General features: G+C 56.9%; 14 protein-coding genes. 5 read left to right on the top strand and 9 right to left on the bottom strand.

Annotation, left to right across the window (positions count from 1 at the left end):
• Positions 1-54: 54 nt before the first annotated feature.
• Together IRT44_RS13460 and IRT44_RS13455 are read right to left on the bottom strand one after the other, a co-directional pair.
• Positions 55-1,584 carry an AbgT family transporter gene (locus IRT44_RS13460; RefSeq protein WP_230076826.1) on the bottom strand — a complete coding sequence of 510 codons (1,530 nt, stop codon included), beginning with the start codon at positions 1,582-1,584 and terminating at the stop codon, positions 55-57.
• A 13-nt stretch (positions 1,585-1,597) separates the two neighbouring features.
• Positions 1,598-2,806: an amidohydrolase gene (locus IRT44_RS13455; RefSeq protein ID WP_171565674.1), complete on the bottom strand. Its 1,209-nt coding sequence runs from the start codon at positions 2,804-2,806 to the stop codon at positions 1,598-1,600.
• A gap of 145 nt (positions 2,807-2,951) precedes the next feature.
• Here IRT44_RS13455 and IRT44_RS13450 point away from each other — a divergent pair, with 145 nt between their 5' ends.
• A complete protein-coding gene (locus IRT44_RS13450) occupies positions 2,952-3,455 on the top strand; it encodes a molybdopterin-binding protein (RefSeq protein ID WP_212132345.1) in 504 nt (167 codons plus the stop codon).
• A 171-nt stretch (positions 3,456-3,626) separates the two neighbouring features.
• On the opposite strand, the gene IRT44_RS13445 is transcribed toward IRT44_RS13450, so the two are convergent.
• Complete coding sequence (locus tag IRT44_RS13445; RefSeq protein ID WP_216369378.1) at positions 3,627-3,779, bottom strand: sporulation histidine kinase inhibitor Sda; 153 nt, start codon at positions 3,777-3,779, stop codon at positions 3,627-3,629.
• Between the two features lie 309 nt (positions 3,780-4,088).
• Entirely contained in the window at positions 4,089-5,300 is a 1,212-nt protein-coding gene (locus tag IRT44_RS13440) for an ornithine--oxo-acid transaminase (RefSeq protein WP_230076825.1), read from the bottom strand.
• A gap of 226 nt (positions 5,301-5,526) precedes the next feature.
• Here IRT44_RS13440 and IRT44_RS13435 point away from each other — a divergent pair, with 226 nt between their 5' ends.
• Positions 5,527-6,915 (top strand): sigma-54 interaction domain-containing protein, encoded by a 1,389-nt coding sequence (locus IRT44_RS13435; protein ID WP_171565678.1) that lies wholly within the window; start codon positions 5,527-5,529, stop codon positions 6,913-6,915.
• Between the two features lie 199 nt (positions 6,916-7,114).
• A complete protein-coding gene (locus IRT44_RS13430) occupies positions 7,115-8,518 on the top strand; it encodes an amino acid permease (protein ID WP_171565679.1) in 1,404 nt (467 codons plus the stop codon).
• 375 nt (positions 8,519-8,893) lie between these two features.
• Here IRT44_RS13430 and IRT44_RS13425 read toward each other — a convergent pair whose 3' ends face one another.
• Complete coding sequence (locus IRT44_RS13425; protein ID WP_230076824.1) at positions 8,894-10,111, bottom strand: MDR family MFS transporter; 1,218 nt, start codon at positions 10,109-10,111, stop codon at positions 8,894-8,896.
• Between the two features lie 131 nt (positions 10,112-10,242).
• Between IRT44_RS13425 and IRT44_RS13420 the strand changes: the two genes are divergently transcribed.
• Positions 10,243-11,133: a LysR family transcriptional regulator gene (locus IRT44_RS13420; RefSeq protein ID WP_171565681.1), complete on the top strand. Its 891-nt coding sequence runs from the start codon at positions 10,243-10,245 to the stop codon at positions 11,131-11,133.
• Positions 11,134-11,192: 59 nt separating this feature from the next.
• On the opposite strand, the gene IRT44_RS13415 is transcribed toward IRT44_RS13420, so the two are convergent.
• Complete coding sequence (locus tag IRT44_RS13415; protein WP_171565682.1) at positions 11,193-11,648, bottom strand: DUF188 domain-containing protein; 456 nt, start codon at positions 11,646-11,648, stop codon at positions 11,193-11,195.
• A gap of 84 nt (positions 11,649-11,732) precedes the next feature.
• Between IRT44_RS13415 and IRT44_RS13410 the strand changes: the two genes are divergently transcribed.
• Positions 11,733-12,047 (top strand): hypothetical protein, encoded by a 315-nt coding sequence (locus IRT44_RS13410; RefSeq protein WP_230076823.1) that lies wholly within the window; start codon positions 11,733-11,735, stop codon positions 12,045-12,047.
• Between the two features lie 91 nt (positions 12,048-12,138).
• Here IRT44_RS13410 and IRT44_RS13405 read toward each other — a convergent pair whose 3' ends face one another.
• The 3 genes from IRT44_RS13405 to IRT44_RS13395 form a co-directional block, all read right to left on the bottom strand.
• Positions 12,139-13,062, bottom strand: a complete 924-nt coding sequence (locus IRT44_RS13405; protein WP_171565684.1) for a S8 family peptidase — start codon at positions 13,060-13,062, stop codon at positions 12,139-12,141.
• Positions 13,063-13,271: 209 nt separating this feature from the next.
• Complete coding sequence (locus IRT44_RS13400; RefSeq protein ID WP_029099369.1) at positions 13,272-13,370, bottom strand: YjcZ family sporulation protein; 99 nt, start codon at positions 13,368-13,370, stop codon at positions 13,272-13,274.
• Between the two features lie 146 nt (positions 13,371-13,516).
• Positions 13,517-14,137 carry a YczE/YyaS/YitT family protein gene (locus IRT44_RS13395; RefSeq protein ID WP_171565709.1) on the bottom strand — a complete coding sequence of 207 codons (621 nt, stop codon included), beginning with the start codon at positions 14,135-14,137 and terminating at the stop codon, positions 13,517-13,519.
• Between the last annotated feature and the right edge of the window lie 58 nt (positions 14,138-14,195).

Genomic DNA, 14,195 nt, shown 5'->3' with positions numbered 1-14,195 from the left:
GTGCCCAAAAAAAGCGCCGCAGCCTCGCCAGCATGCGGCATTTTCCGTTTGTCCTCAGCGCGGGTAGACGCCGGGACCGACCGGCAGATCAAGGACAAACCAGACGACCATCTGTACCATCCAGATCAATAGGAAGGACAGCGCATACGGCATCATCGTCGCGAAGATCGTGCCCATGCCCGCGTCCTTCTTGTACGCTTGGTAGTAGGCCAGGATCAGCGGCAGGTAGGGATTTACAGGTGATATGGTGTTGGTCGCCGAGTCGGCGACGCGGTAGGCGACCTGGATGAACGCCGGATGGTAATCGAGCAGCATCAGCATTGGCATGAACACCGGAGCCAGCATCGCCCACAACGCCGAGCCGCTGGTGATGAACAGGCTCGCGAATGCGGTAAACAGCGTGAACCCGAGCACGACCGGCAGCCCGGTCATCCCGATGCTCTTTAGAAAATCAGCACCGCTCACGGCCAGCAGGATGCCGATGTTGCTCCAGTTGAAAAAGGCGATAAACTGGGCGGCCGTGAAGGCCATCACGATAAAGCCGGACATGTCTTTCACCGCTTCCGTCATGTAGCGCGGAATGTCCCTTGTACTCGTGATCAGCCCCATCTTCTTTCCGTACACGGCGGACACGGTCACGAAAAAGAGCAGAATCACCGGGATGATCCCCTTCAGGAACGGCGACGTCAAAAACCCTCCTGTCTGGGGATCGCGCAGGAGCGCTCCTTCCGGCACGACCAACAGAGCAGTCACTGCCGCAAAGACCAGGGCGGCGATGCAGGCTGCGCGCAGCGCCTTGTTCTCCCTGTCGCTCAGCTCCTCAAAGCGAACCTGCTGCTCTCCCTGATACTCGCCCAGGCGCGGTTCGATCACCTTGTCCGTAATCCAGGCGCCGATAAAGGACAGGAGAAAAACGGATGCGGACATGAAAAACCAGTTGTCCAGCGGCGAGACGTGGGCATGGGGATCGATCGTCCTGGCCACTTCGGTAGAAATGCCGGAAAGCAGGGCATCCGTGCCCGCGATGAACAGGTTGGCTGTGAATCCTGACGAGACCCCGGCCATGCCGGCGGCGATACCGGCGATCGGATGGCGGCCCATCGCCAAAAAGACGAGGCCACCCAGCGGCGGGATGATCACCATGGCCGCGTCGGAGGCGAGATTGCCCAGCACGCCGACAAATACCACCGTGAAGCTGACGATCGTTTTTGGCACGCGGGTCATGAGTTTGCGCAGGACGCTTGTGAGCAGACCCACTTTTTCCGCCAGACCAATCCCCAACGCCATGGTCAGCACGAGGCCGAGCGCCGGGAAGTCGGTAAAGTTTTTCAACATGCTGGTGAGAATCCAGTGGATTCCTTCGACGCTCAGCAAACTTTTCACCGGGACGGTTTCTCCTTTGCCGGGGTGTGTCACGGAGACGTCCAGTCCGGCGAGAATGGCTGAAATCACCATCATGATCAGGCACAGATACACAAAGAGCATAAACGGGTGAGGCAGTTTGTTCCCCACGGTCTCGATCCATCGCAACATCCCTTTTTGGTGTTGCAGCTCTGGCTGCATGCCTGCCGCTCCATGTGGCATGGTTGATCCCCTCCTACCCGTTTGCAATTGGTTGGCCGGATTTGGCACCCGTCCATTTCAATGCCCACCGAACAAACAGGGCAACCCCGTCACGCAGCGCGTCCTCGTCAATGGTGAAGCGCGGATGGTGATGCGGATACACGATACCCTTTTCTTCGTTGCCAGCGCCCAGACAGATGTAACAGCTTGGCACGCATGCGGCGAACGCGGAGAAATCTTCCCCGCCCATCATCGGCGGAATGCGCTGCAGCGCTTGCTCCCCCCATTCCTCCACGATCAGTTCTTCCACCGTCCGGGTGACCCGTTCATCATTTATCACCGAAGCATATCCGTACCGGTAGTCAAAGCGATACGCGGCGCCGTGCGCTTCCGCAACCCCCTTGACAATCTGCTCCAGCCGCTTCGCCGCCGTTTGGCGAACGTCCTGGCTGAAACTGCGCACAGAGCCGCGCAGTTCCGCCTTGTCGGGAATGACGTTGTAGGCCCCTGTTCCTCCGTGAAAATTGGTCACGGAGATGACCAGTTGTTCCAGCGGATCGGTGTTGCGGGAAACGATCTGCTGCAAATTGGCAATCACCTGCGCGCCAATCGCCACCGGATCAATCGCCGTATGCGGCGCGGAGGCATGACCGCCCTTACCCTGAATGGTAATCTCGAACCGGTCGGAATTGGCCGTGACCGGTCCGTAGGCAATTCCAATCTTACCGACTGGAATATACGCCATCAAATGGATGGCGAGCATGGCATCGATGCCTTCTGCCACCCCTGCCTCCACCATTTCACGGGCACCGCCGGGGTGCATCTCCTCCGCGTGCTGGAAAATGAAGCGCACTTCCCCTCTGATCTGGTCCCGCAGGCGGGACAGCACGCTTGCTGCGCCCAGGAGCATCGCCGTATGCCCGTCGTGCCCGCACGCATGCATGACACCGGGAACTGCCGATGCGAATGGAAAGTCGTTTTCTTCCTGGATCGCCAGTGCGTCCATGTCGGCGCGCAGACCGATCACGGGGCCCGGTTGGGCACCGACGAGACGGGCGACCACACTGGTTCTGGTCGGCCGGGAGAGCTCCAGATTCCCAAACGACTGCAACCGCTCGTACACGAACGCCGCTGTCTTCTCCTCCTGAAACGACAGTTCCGGATACTTGTGCAGATGCCGCCTCCACTGGATCACGTCGTCCGCAACAGAGTCCAGCAGAGAGCGCACGTTTTCCTTGTCCATGACAATCTCCCCTTCAGATGGTAGTTTCCACCAATTACAAATTTCTATATTTTCGGAAAATTTCCTTTACGATGATTCGTTTGCCGCATCCCGGCATGTACAGTACAATCAGGAATAGGATTTCGTATAAACGGAGGAATGCTGGATGTCAGATGTGATCGTGTTCAAGGGGGCCGTATCGTTCCCCATCACGCTGGACCCGAGTGTGTGGATCTTCGACGAACGAAAAATCGACCTGCGCACCTATCGGGGCGAAGAAGAGCAGACGGACGGACGGCAATCCGCCTACCTGCAGGGCACTGGTTCCCAGTGGGACAAGGAACTGCGGGAAGGCGCCACACTGCCGTCAGAACGGCGGAGTCTGGCGGAAGAACGGAAAGCGCTTGAGGGCGACTACGGCATGCGGCTGGCTCCGTTTATTGACAACGCCAAGCCGCTGCCGGAAGCGACGCACGTGCGCATCCACCGCGACGGCCAGGAGCCGGTAACGCTGCCGATCGAAACCGCCAGACAAGCAATTCTGCAGTTTTCCCGAGATGGCAAGCCTCTGCGCGAAGATGGCCCGGTCTACTTTTTCCTGCCGGAGTGGTTGACCGCTGGCGAACAACCGCTCAAGGCCATCACCGCATTTGAATTCGTCACAGAATGATAAAGTACGTCTGGCCTGGCCAGACATGCTGCGGAAGACAACCGCACCCGACTCCATTGCGGCACAGCAAGAGACAATAATTGCGAACATACGTGTGAAGCCGCATCAAAAAAAGCCATCCGCCGCGGCGGATGGCTTTTCTATGATGGATGCTGCCTGGAGGTTTGCCCATCAAGCGCTGAATTGAGTAATTTGGAGGTTTCTCCTTTCTATCTCTTCGCAAAGCAACTCGATGAAGGCGGGATCCAATTGAAGGTCGACAGCACGCTGATACACTTCTATCAACATCTGATCGCTCAAAAATTTCACATTGGTCACCTCCATCTGTTTCATGTGCCCATTGTAGCAGATGGGACGTGCGCGAACAACCGTTCCGATATCCACAACCCATGTGGAAATCGTGTGGGTAAGCTGTGGGCAAAGTGTTGACAACTGGAAAAAGATACCGGTTTTTTCCTGTGGATTCCTACCCAACATTTATCCACATCTTGTCAAAATTTGTCGAACGATTTTGTATAATCAGACCCGACTGTCGACCTCCGCTCCTCCCTGAGGACAGGGGAAGCAGCTAACAGGAAAAACCACCCGGGACCGGGTGGTTTTCCTTTTTGACGGTATGGACACAACCGTGTATTACGCGTTGGCCGGCTCGGTGGTGTGCAGCACTTGTTTGATCCGTTCGATCGCCCAATCCAGTTCTTCCTTGCTGATGACCAGCGGCGGCGCAAAGCGGATCGTCGTCTCATGCGTCTCTTTGCACAAGAGGCCCTGTTCCTTCAACTGCTCGCAGTACGGACGGGCCGCCGTATGCAGCTCCAATCCGATAAACAGGCCGCGGCCGCGGATTTCCTTGATCAGCGGGTTGCGAATTTCTTTCAGCTTTTCCATGAAGTACGCCCCGAGCTCGCGGGAACGATCCACCAGCTTTTCATCGATCAGGACATCCAGTGCAGCCACCGCGACGGCGCAGCCCAGCGGATTGCCGCCAAACGTAGAGCCGTGGGAACCCGGGTCAAAGACACCGAGCACTTCCCGGTCCGCAGCCACTGCCGAGATCGGGAACACGCCACCACCCAGCGCTTTGCCCATGATGTACATATCCGGCTTGACCTCCTCCCAGTCGGACGCGAACAGCTTGCCCGTGCGGCCAAAGCCGGTCTGAATCTCGTCGCATACGAGCAGCACGTTGTTGGCTTTGCACAATTCGTAGGCCTGCTTCAGGAAGCCCTCGGGCGGAATGATGATGCCGGCTTCGCCCTGGATCGGCTCCAGCATGAATGCCGCCGTGTTCGGCGTGATCGCCTTCCGCAGCGCTTCGATGTCGCCGTACGGGATGATTTTGAAGCCCGGGGTGAACGGTCCAAACCCGCGCTTGTAGGATTGATCGGATGAGAACGAGGTGACTGTGATCGTACGGCCGTGAAAATTGCCTTCACAGACGATGATTTCCGCCTGGTTTTCCGGCACCTTTTTCACATCGTACGCCCAGCGGCGCACGGCTTTCAGCGCTGTCTCCACCGCCTCTGCGCCCGTGTTCATCGGCAGGATCATCTCCTTGCCGGTCAGCTGCGCCAGTTTTTCATAGAAGACGCCCAGCTGGTCGTTGTAAAAGGCGCGCGAGGTGAGCGTCACCTTGTCCGCCTGATCCTTCAGCGCCTGAATGATGCGGGGATGGCGGTGGCCCTGGTTCAATGCCGAATACGCACTCAGCATATCCAGGTATCTGTTGCCTTCCGGATCTTCCACCCATACGCCTTCCGCCTTGGAGATGACGATCGGCAGCGCATGGTAGTTATGTGCGCCGTATTTCTCGGTCTGATCAATTACCGCTTTGGTCTTGTTCATGTTGTCTGCCTCCTTGAATCGCTTGTTATCTGTAGTATCATTCAAGAACGATGCCAACCGAACCAAATCTTGCCGCAGCGTTGCTATTGCGCAATTCCCTTCCTCTACCGGCAAAATTTTTTTGCATGTCCCCCGCAATTTTTCGCATCAGTGCAGAATCATTTTGCACACGCCTCTACCTAATGGTATGATAACCTTCGTAGAAATGACAGGCAGGTGCATTTTGATGGCGAACGAATCGCATGAAACCTTCTTGCGCATCTACGCACACATTCTCGACAACATCAGCGAAGGGGTACACGTGATTAACGCCCAGGGGACATCCATCGTGTACAACCGCAAGATGTCGGAACTGGAGGCGATGAACAAGCACGACGTACTGAACAGGCCGCTGACAGAGGTGTTCCAGTTTCCGCAGGGGCAGGAGAGCACGCTCCTTCGCTGCCTGCGAACGGGCAAAAGCGTGCGCAACGTTCGGCAAACCTATTTTAACGACAAGGGGATAGAAATCACAACCATCAACAATACCTTCCCGCTGATGGAAGACGGCCGGATCATCGGGGCGATGGAGATTGCCAACGATGTCACCAAGATGGAGCGGCTAATCCGCGAAAATCTGTGGGACAAAAACGGCGCCCGCTACACATTTGACACCATTATCGGCGACAGCCCATCCATTCGGGAAGTGATCGAAAGCGCCAAACGGGCGGCGCGAACCTCGTCTTCCGTGTTGGTAGTGGGTGAAACCGGCGCGGGCAAGGAGCTGTTCGTGCAGAGCATCCACAACGCCAGCCTGCGCGCGGGAGGGCCGTTTATCTCGCAAAATTGCGCCGCCCTGCCCGATACCCTGATTGAGGGGCTGCTCTTCGGCACAGCGCGCGGCGCCTTTACCGGCGCGGTGGAACGGCCGGGTCTGTTTGAGCAGGCGGAAGGCGGCACGCTGTTTTTGGACGAGATTAACTCGCTTAGTATGCCACTGCAGGCCAAATTGTTGCGCGCCCTGCAGGAAAAGTCGATCCGGCGCATCGGCGACACCAAGGACCGGGCGATCGACGTGCGCATCATCGCCGCGCTGAACGAAGATCCTATCGAGGCGATCTCCCAGCAGCGGCTGCGCAAGGACCTGTACTACCGGCTGGGCGTGGTCACGCTTTTCATCCCGCCGTTGCGCGAGCGAAAAGAGGACATTCCCCTGCTTGTTGACCATTTTATCCGCAAGTACAACCAGCTGTTTCAGATGGACGTGACAGGGATCAGCGAGGAGGTCATGCGCTTTTTCCTCTCTCACGACTGGCCCGGAAACGTGCGGGAGCTTCAGCATGTCATCGAAGGCGCGATGAACCTGATGACGGACGAAACAGTCATCACCACCGCGCATCTGCCCTATCACTTTTTGCGCCGCACAGGAAGTGCCGCCAAGGAAAAGATGCCGGTTCAGCCATTAGCGGATGAGATCAAGCCGCTGAAAGAAAAAATGCGTGAGTTTGAGGCATACTACATTCAGCGCGTGGTTGAAAAGCACAAGGGCAACATCTCCCGCTCCGCCAGGGAGTTGGGCATCAGCCGGCAGAGCCTGCAGTACCGCCTGCGCAAACTGGGAGTCAAGCATACGTGAGGTGCGCCAACTTTTTTGGCGAGTGACGAATTTTTTTGCGCTAATTGCCCAATACGTTTGCACAAGCTGACTCTATTTTTGCGATTGTACGCAAACGTATGACAATTCCGACTTGGTACACTCCTTGCATAATACTTGTCCTCGCAGGTTGTACAAGGCTGATTGTACCATTCCTGAATTTCCTGAAGGAGAGGGTTACATGACATCACGAAAAGAGCACCACAACGAATTGAACCGAGCGATGAGCAGCCGCCACCTGTTCATGATTTCGCTCGGCGGCGTAATCGGAACCGGCCTGTTCCTGGGCTCCGGCTACACCATCAGCCAGGCGGGGCCGATCGGGACGATTGTCTCCTACATGGTTGGCGGTCTGATCATGTATCTGACGATGCTCTGCCTGGGCGAGCTGGCCGTGGCAATGCCGGTGTCCGGTTCGTTCCAGACCTACTTGACCCGGTTTGTCAGTCCGTCGCTCGGCTTTGCCGTCGGCTGGCTGTACTGGTTGGGCTGGGCCGTTACGGTTGCGCTGGAACTTTTGTCTTCGGGCCTGCTGATGCAGCGCTGGTTTCCCGATTCACCAGTATGGATGTGGTGCGCGATATTCGGTGCCGTCCTGTTCGTATTAAATGCGCTTTCCGCACGGGCGTTCGGGGAGACGGAATTCTGGTTTTCGAGCATTAAGGTAAGCGCTATCATCCTGTTCATCATTCTGGGTGGCGCCGCCATGTTTGGCCTGATCGACATGAAAAACGGCCAACCCGCTCCGATGCTCTCCCATTACCTGGACAGCCCGCTGCTGCCCAACGGGATTACCGGTCTCTTGCTGACGATGATCACTGTCAACTTTTCATTCCAGGGAACGGAACTGATCGGTATTGCCGCCGGCGAGAGCAAGGAGCCGGAAAAGACGATTCCCCAATCGATTCGCAACACCGTTTGGCGCACGCTTGTCTTTTTCGTGCTGGCGATCTTCGTCCTGGCCGGCATGATCCCCTACCAGCAGGCGGGCGTGATTGAAAGTCCGTTTGTCGTCGTCTTCGACAGCATCGGCATTCCGTATGCGGCCGACATCATGAACTTCGTCGTGCTGACAGCGCTGTTGTCCGTGGCCAACTCCGGACTCTACGCAGCCACCCGGATGCTCTACTCCCTGTCCAAAGACGGCATGGCCAGTGACAAACTGGCGACAGTCAACCACAAGGGGATTCCGATGCAGGCGCTCCTGATCACCTTCGCCATTTCCCTGCTGTCGCTCTTGTCCGGCTTCATCGCAGAAGACACCGTGTTTATGATCCTGCTGTCCATCGCCGGTCTCGGGGCACAGGTTGGCTGGATTTCCATCTCCCTGTCCCAGATCGCATTCCGCCGCCAATACCTGCGAAACGGCGGTTCGCTGCAGGACCTGAAATTCCGGACACCGCTCTACCCGGTGCTTCCGATGATTTCGCTGATCCTCAACATCACGGTTCTGATCAGCCTGGCATTCGATTCGGAGCAGCGGATCGCGCTGTACTGCGGGATTCCGTTCCTCGTGATCTGCATCCTCATCTACCAACTGCGGATCAAGAAAAAGAACGGCTTGACGGATCAAAACGCTGCCTGACAAGCGGATGCACCGCTGGATGGTGGCGCAGGCCATTTCCTGATCGCATCAAGCCAAACCAAATCAATTTCGTGTTGCGCGTCTATTCACAAAGAAAAGCTTGCGGCCTGTGAGGAACCGCAAGCTTTTCGTTTTCGCAAGCAATTCATGCAAGCAGTCGTCGTGCGTCATGTGTTACATGGCTACGCGCACGATCTCCGTAATGACCACCATGGCAAAGACGGCAAACCCAAGGGAACTGGTTACAAGCAGCATCCGTTTCAGTTTCTTCATGTCATCCATTTGTGATTCCCTCCCTTTCTCTTGTGCCAACCATCTCTACCGTTATATACGAGCGGGAGTTGGAAAAAGTTTCAAGTCAGCACAAAAAATTTTTCAGGATCGTGCCATCCTCACACAGTCGCTTTTGGATTGAGCCATTTCCTGCTCCATCCGGTACAGCTTCCAGGCTACCCAAAGGCCGACAAACAGGCACAACGTCCACGGCAGCCAGGGCATCTCCTGCCGCTGTGCCAGATCAAACACCCAACCGCCGGCAAACTGGCCCACGGAACCGCCGATCGCCAGCGAATACCCATTGAAGCCGTAGTAGGCACCGACGTGCTCGGGCGGCGCAAAACGCTGCACCATGTCCATCATATGAGGTACGGCGATCATCGTGCCCAGGGCGAACAAGAGTGCATCGGCGACCAACATCCACAGCGTATCAGCAAACGCCAGCAAAAACAAGCCGAATCCCATGACAAATGTGCCCAATCCAATCAGGGTGAGGCGCTGCGGGTATCCCTCCAGCCACTGGCTGACCTTCATCTGCAGCAAAATGACGGAAACGGAGACGGACGACAAGACGATGCCGACGGCGGTTTTACTGTGCGTCACGTCCTGCGCAAGTTGCGGTATGGTGAGAAACAGCTGCATGTTGAGGTAGTAGTAGCCCATCAGGATCAACGTGTAGCGGACGAAGCGCCTGTCCCGTACGACCAGCGCCATGCTCGCCCAGATGCCGTGCCGCTCGTGCTTCACTTCGATCGGCTGCAGCAGGAACAGCGCGATCAGCCCGTTTCCCGCAAAAATCGCCCCGGCAAACAGCGACAGGTACGTAAAATCGACGGCGGCCAAAGCGGTCCCCACGACCTGGGAGCCGACAACGCCGACGTTGGTCAGCACGTTGCGAAAGGCAAACACGTCCTTGCGAATCGAATCGGGAGTCAGCACGGCAAAGGCGGCCGACATGGCCGGTTCAAACAGCGAGCCGCCCAATCCGGAAAGAACGGCCGCCAGAAAAAACTGCCACGGCGCTGTACAAAACGCAAACAGGGCAAAACCTGCGGCGCGAATCAACAGGCCCAATACCATGGTGCCCTTGTAGCCAAAGGTGTCAGCCACCACCCCGCCGAGAAAGGCAAATCCCTGCTGCGAGAATTGTCGCACGCCAAGCACGAGGCCAGCCATCGCCACCGTCCATCCGATGCTGCCTGTCAAGTACAGGGTCAGGTATGGAATCAGCGCGTAAAACCCCAGGTTCATCAAAAACGAGGTGACCAGCAGCAGCTTGACGGAAATCGGCGTTTCCCTCCACACGCGTCTCTTCATCTCTATCACACTCACTCTGTCTTCTGTCTGACATTTCGCGATACTCCCAGCTTACGAAAGCTGGTATAATTTGAGAAACGAACAATTTTGCACAGAGTTATCAAAGAATGTGATAAGAGGGAACACAGCGCATGGATTTCGAACAGTTACGTGCCTTTTATACCGTGGCGCAAACGAAAAACTTTACAAAAGCGGCAGAAATGCTGCACGTTGTCCAATCGACCGTTACGACGAGAATCAAACAACTGGAAGAAAAAGTAGGCAAGCCGCTGTTCACCCGGGACAAACGCAGCGTGAAGATCACCCAGGCCGGTTTGACGCTGCTGCCGTACGCCGAACGCATCCTGAAGCTCGCCACCGAGGCGCTGAACGAAGTGGCTGCCCTCCAACCGTACGAGGATTACCTCTCCATCGGCAGCCTGAATTCAATCTGGACCGCCATCCTGGAGCCGATACTCAAGGAGTACCACTACCGCTATCCGCACATTGCCATCAGCACCAAGACGGGGCACTCCGCCGACGTAATCCAATTTCTCCTGGACAACGTGATCCAAATCGGGATCGTCTACGTGCCGCCGTCTCTGCCCAACTTTGAGGTCATTCCCGCCTGGGAAGACGAGATCGTCCTGGTCAGTCCCCCGGACGACTCGATTATCACAGCGCCACATGTGGACGCTCGCGAACTGCGCAACCTCCCTTTGCTCTTCATGAATTGGGGGCCGCCGTTTGACCAGTGGATGCGGCAGACGCTGCCGCGCAGCTTTGTCCCCAAACTCCACGTGGACAAGGCGGAACTGGCCATCGACCTGGTAAAGGAAGGCCTGGGCGTCAGCCTGCTGACCCGTTCGACGGTGCAGGCCGACCTCGCCAACGGAACACTGAAGGAAATCACCATTGTCGGCAACAGACCGCCCAAACGGTCCGCCTACATCGTCCTGCCCCGGGACAAAAAGAACAAGCCCAGCGTGGAAAAATGGCTGGGCCTGATGCAGGAATTCGGTTATTTGCCTGAGCGGGCGTGACAGGACAGACGCCTTCGTCCGGCTTCCTCACAGGGGATCGGCCATATGGCGAGGCAATCTCATTCACCCTCCTCCATCAACGCACGCAGTGCGGCCGCAAACCGCTGATCGTCCTGCTGTGTGCGTGCAGACGGTCCGCGGGTTCGCCCGCCTCCCCGGCGGAAGCGCGCTTTTTCGTTTCGTTCTTCCAATTGGAACGTGATCCGTTCCGCATCAAACACGGACCCGTGCGGTGTCACGGCCTTGGACCGTTTCCCCAGCACGAGTGCGGCCAGTCCGATGTCCTGGGTGACGACGATGTCGCCCGCCTTCGCTTCGTTGGCCAGCCTCATGTCCACTGCCTGGGGGCCGGCGTCCACCACGACGTGATCTTCACCGTGAATCTGGTGATGGTAGCTGGCAAAGGTGACACAGCGCCACCCTTTTTCCTTGCACAGCGCCCGGGCAATCTCCAGCGCGCTTCGCGGACAGGCGTCGGCGTCAATCAGCACGCGCCCGTTGACTGCAGTCGTCACATTGGTTCACCTCTTCGCAGGCATGGCCCCTCCCCCTGCGGCTCCTTTTTTGATATGATGTGAATGGAGAGGAGTGAAAGGGCTTTGCGTTATCAATTTCAGTACGACGAACGGCTGGGCGTTCGGCTTCCCGTCCTCTACCACGACTGGGACGAGTATTCGCCGGAAGAGCGGGCCAGCATGCTGCTGGAGTGGGAAGAAATTCGCGCAACCATTCCCGATCGCATCATTCAGTTGGAAGCCATTATCATCGAAAAGCAAAAACAGATGTTTGAGGAAGAAAACTTCGCCCGCTCCTGCGAATTGAACAGCGAGATTCACGAATTGGCCAGCATTATCAATGATCTTAATATATGGTTTCGCGTCCAACAAGACTACGAAACAAAAACGCACCAGTAACCGCAGGCAAACACGGGACGGCACAAAAGGGCAGGCGATAAAGAGCATCGCCTGCCTCTCTTTTTTAGACGTTTTATTAGGCGTTGGCCGGTCAACTCGCTGCCGATTTTTTCCGCGCCAGGCGCAGCGCGATCAATCCGGTCACGTGCGGCGCCGCCATCGACGTCCCGTTCAGCTTTTTGAAGCTGTTGCCCGGCCAGGTGGACAAAATGTCCACGCCCGGCGCCGTCGTCGTCATTCCTTTGCCGCGCGAGCTGAATTCCGCCAGCTTGCCGTTTTGCGCCACTGCCCCGACACCGATTACCTCCCGATACCGGGCCGGGTATTCCACCTGTCCCCCGTTGTTGCCGGCTGACGCCACCATGACGATTCCCCGGTCCGCCGCCTTTTTGACAATCCGCGCCAGAGCTTCGCTGTACTGCGGCATGCCGAAGCTCATGTTGATGATCTCCATGTTGTTTTTGATCGACCAGTTCAAGGCCCGCATGATGTCGGCCAACCTGGCTGTGCCGTCCTCCCGGAACGTGCGCACATCGTAGAGATCAGCCTCCGGGGAGACCCCGACTATCCCCCGCTTGTTCATTTCCGCTACGATGATGCCGGCCACATGGGTGCCGTGCCCGTTGCGTTTGCCCCGGACCAGTTCGATGCCTCCCTTCACTCGATTGCGCAGCTCGAAATGATTGCGGTCTATCCCTGTATCGATGACGGCGATCTTCACGCCGGCTCCCTTGCTTCTCTTCCACAACCGTTCCGCCCCGACATACTTCACGCCCCAGGGCACCTCTTCTTGCGAGTGCACCCTGACCACCACGTTTTCTTCCACGATCGGATTGTGCCGTAAAAAGTGGTCCTGGTACATCTCAAAAAGTTCATCGCGAACGCACATGCAGGAGACGTCGTCAAAGCAGCGCCACGGCTGTTTCGCCGCCCGGGTAGCCAACTTCAACTTCGCCTTCAGCTCCGCCAAAATGTCGGCAAACGGCGCTTGATGATGAAACGTCAAGATCTTCACCTGGATTCCTCCCTGTCGTGACGAATGTCTGCATCATCCTATGTACAGATGCTGCCTTTTGGGTTGGGTGTTCACACAGGAGCGAGAAAAAGGGCGAATGTCTGAGCGCAGTTCAAACTGTCCGCCGCGCTGCGTCACCAAAAAAGCGCAAAGCAAAAGGGAGCGCGTGTCCGCTCCCTGTTTGCTCATACCCGCCAGTTGTGCCTGGATTAGTTGTCGCAGGCGCACCCGACGATCGTCAGCAATACGAACAACACCAGCACCAAGGCAAAATCGTCAAAGAAACCGCCGTTAAACAGGCTACTCATTACGCTTCCCCTCCTTTGTTGGCAACTACTCATACGGTATGAGCCAAACGGGTGGATTGATTGGACGGACGCCCATGTCCTGCATTTCAGCACCGTCCAATTTGGCTGGCCTGCCGCTCGCAAACGCCAAAAAAGCCTGCGCTCCATCAAGAAGCTGCAGGCTTTTTGGATTGGGGGGCAGGCGCCATCCCGTACGGTTTTTGCATGACGGTCTGCCAGAAGGGGATCGTGCGCTGGATCAGCGGACCGGTCAACAGCGCGATCAGCACGGTGCCGATCGACACCGGTCCGCCCAGGGCCGCACCCGCCAACAGGACGGTTACCTCGATGGCGATGCGTACCTTTTGAATGCTCCAGCCCATCCGTTCGTTCATCGCCAGCATGAAACTGTCGCGCGGTCCAGCGCCCAGCCGGGGCGAGATGTACATCCCGATGCCGACGGCCATTATCAGCAAACCGGCGAGCAGCATCAGATACTGTTCCAGCATGGTTTCGGCTGTCGGGACAATGTCCAGCCAGAGAAAAAAGTCGAGAAAACTGCCAAAGCAGACCATATTCAAAAACATGCCAAACGTCGGCTTGATCTTAGCCAGCACATACGAAAGCAGGATGACGATGACCCCTACGATTTGCGTCCAGATGCCGATGGTCAGTCCAAACGTTTTTTGCAGACCGATGTGCAGCACATCCCAGGGCGAGACGCCCAGGTGTGCCTTGATCGTCAGTACGCAGCCAAATGCGCCAATGAACAGCCCCAGCACAAACATGGCGTAGCGAACCGCGAGCGGCCCGCCAAGTCGTTTCCCATACACTCCTGTTCACCTT

It is taken from the genome of Brevibacillus sedimenti (assembly GCF_020923495.1).
GTDB lineage: Bacteria > Bacillota > Bacilli > Brevibacillales > Brevibacillaceae > Brevibacillus > Brevibacillus aydinogluensis.
The sequence above is the reverse complement of the archived record's forward strand: the minus strand, read 5'-3'. Positions and strand labels throughout refer to the sequence as shown.

Excerpts from the sequence above, each read along its gene's own strand:
- IRT44_RS13400 (WP_029099369.1), bottom strand. The coding sequence starts at position 13,370 with ATGAGTAGCCTGTTTAACGGCGGTTTCTTTGACGATTTTGCCTTGGTG.
- IRT44_RS13440 (WP_230076825.1), bottom strand. The coding sequence starts at position 5,300 with ATGAACAAGACCAAAGCGGTAATTGATCAGACCGAGAAATACGGCGCA.
- IRT44_RS13460 (WP_230076826.1), bottom strand. The coding sequence starts at position 1,584 with ATGCCACATGGAGCGGCAGGCATGCAGCCAGAGCTGCAACACCAAAAA.
- IRT44_RS13430 (WP_171565679.1), top strand. The coding sequence starts at position 7,115 with ATGACATCACGAAAAGAGCACCACAACGAATTGAACCGAGCGATGAGC.
- IRT44_RS13425 (WP_230076824.1), bottom strand. The coding sequence starts at position 10,111 with ATGAAGAGACGCGTGTGGAGGGAAACGCCGATTTCCGTCAAGCTGCTG.
- IRT44_RS13455 (WP_171565674.1), bottom strand. The coding sequence starts at position 2,806 with ATGGACAAGGAAAACGTGCGCTCTCTGCTGGACTCTGTTGCGGACGAC.
- IRT44_RS13450 (WP_212132345.1), top strand. The coding sequence starts at position 2,952 with ATGTCAGATGTGATCGTGTTCAAGGGGGCCGTATCGTTCCCCATCACG.
- IRT44_RS13435 (WP_171565678.1), top strand. The coding sequence starts at position 5,527 with ATGGCGAACGAATCGCATGAAACCTTCTTGCGCATCTACGCACACATT.
- IRT44_RS13445 (WP_216369378.1), bottom strand. The coding sequence starts at position 3,779 with ATGGAGGTGACCAATGTGAAATTTTTGAGCGATCAGATGTTGATAGAA.
- IRT44_RS13395 (WP_171565709.1), bottom strand. The coding sequence starts at position 14,137 with ATGTTTGTGCTGGGGCTGTTCATTGGCGCATTTGGCTGCGTACTGACG.
- IRT44_RS13420 (WP_171565681.1), top strand. The coding sequence starts at position 10,243 with ATGGATTTCGAACAGTTACGTGCCTTTTATACCGTGGCGCAAACGAAA.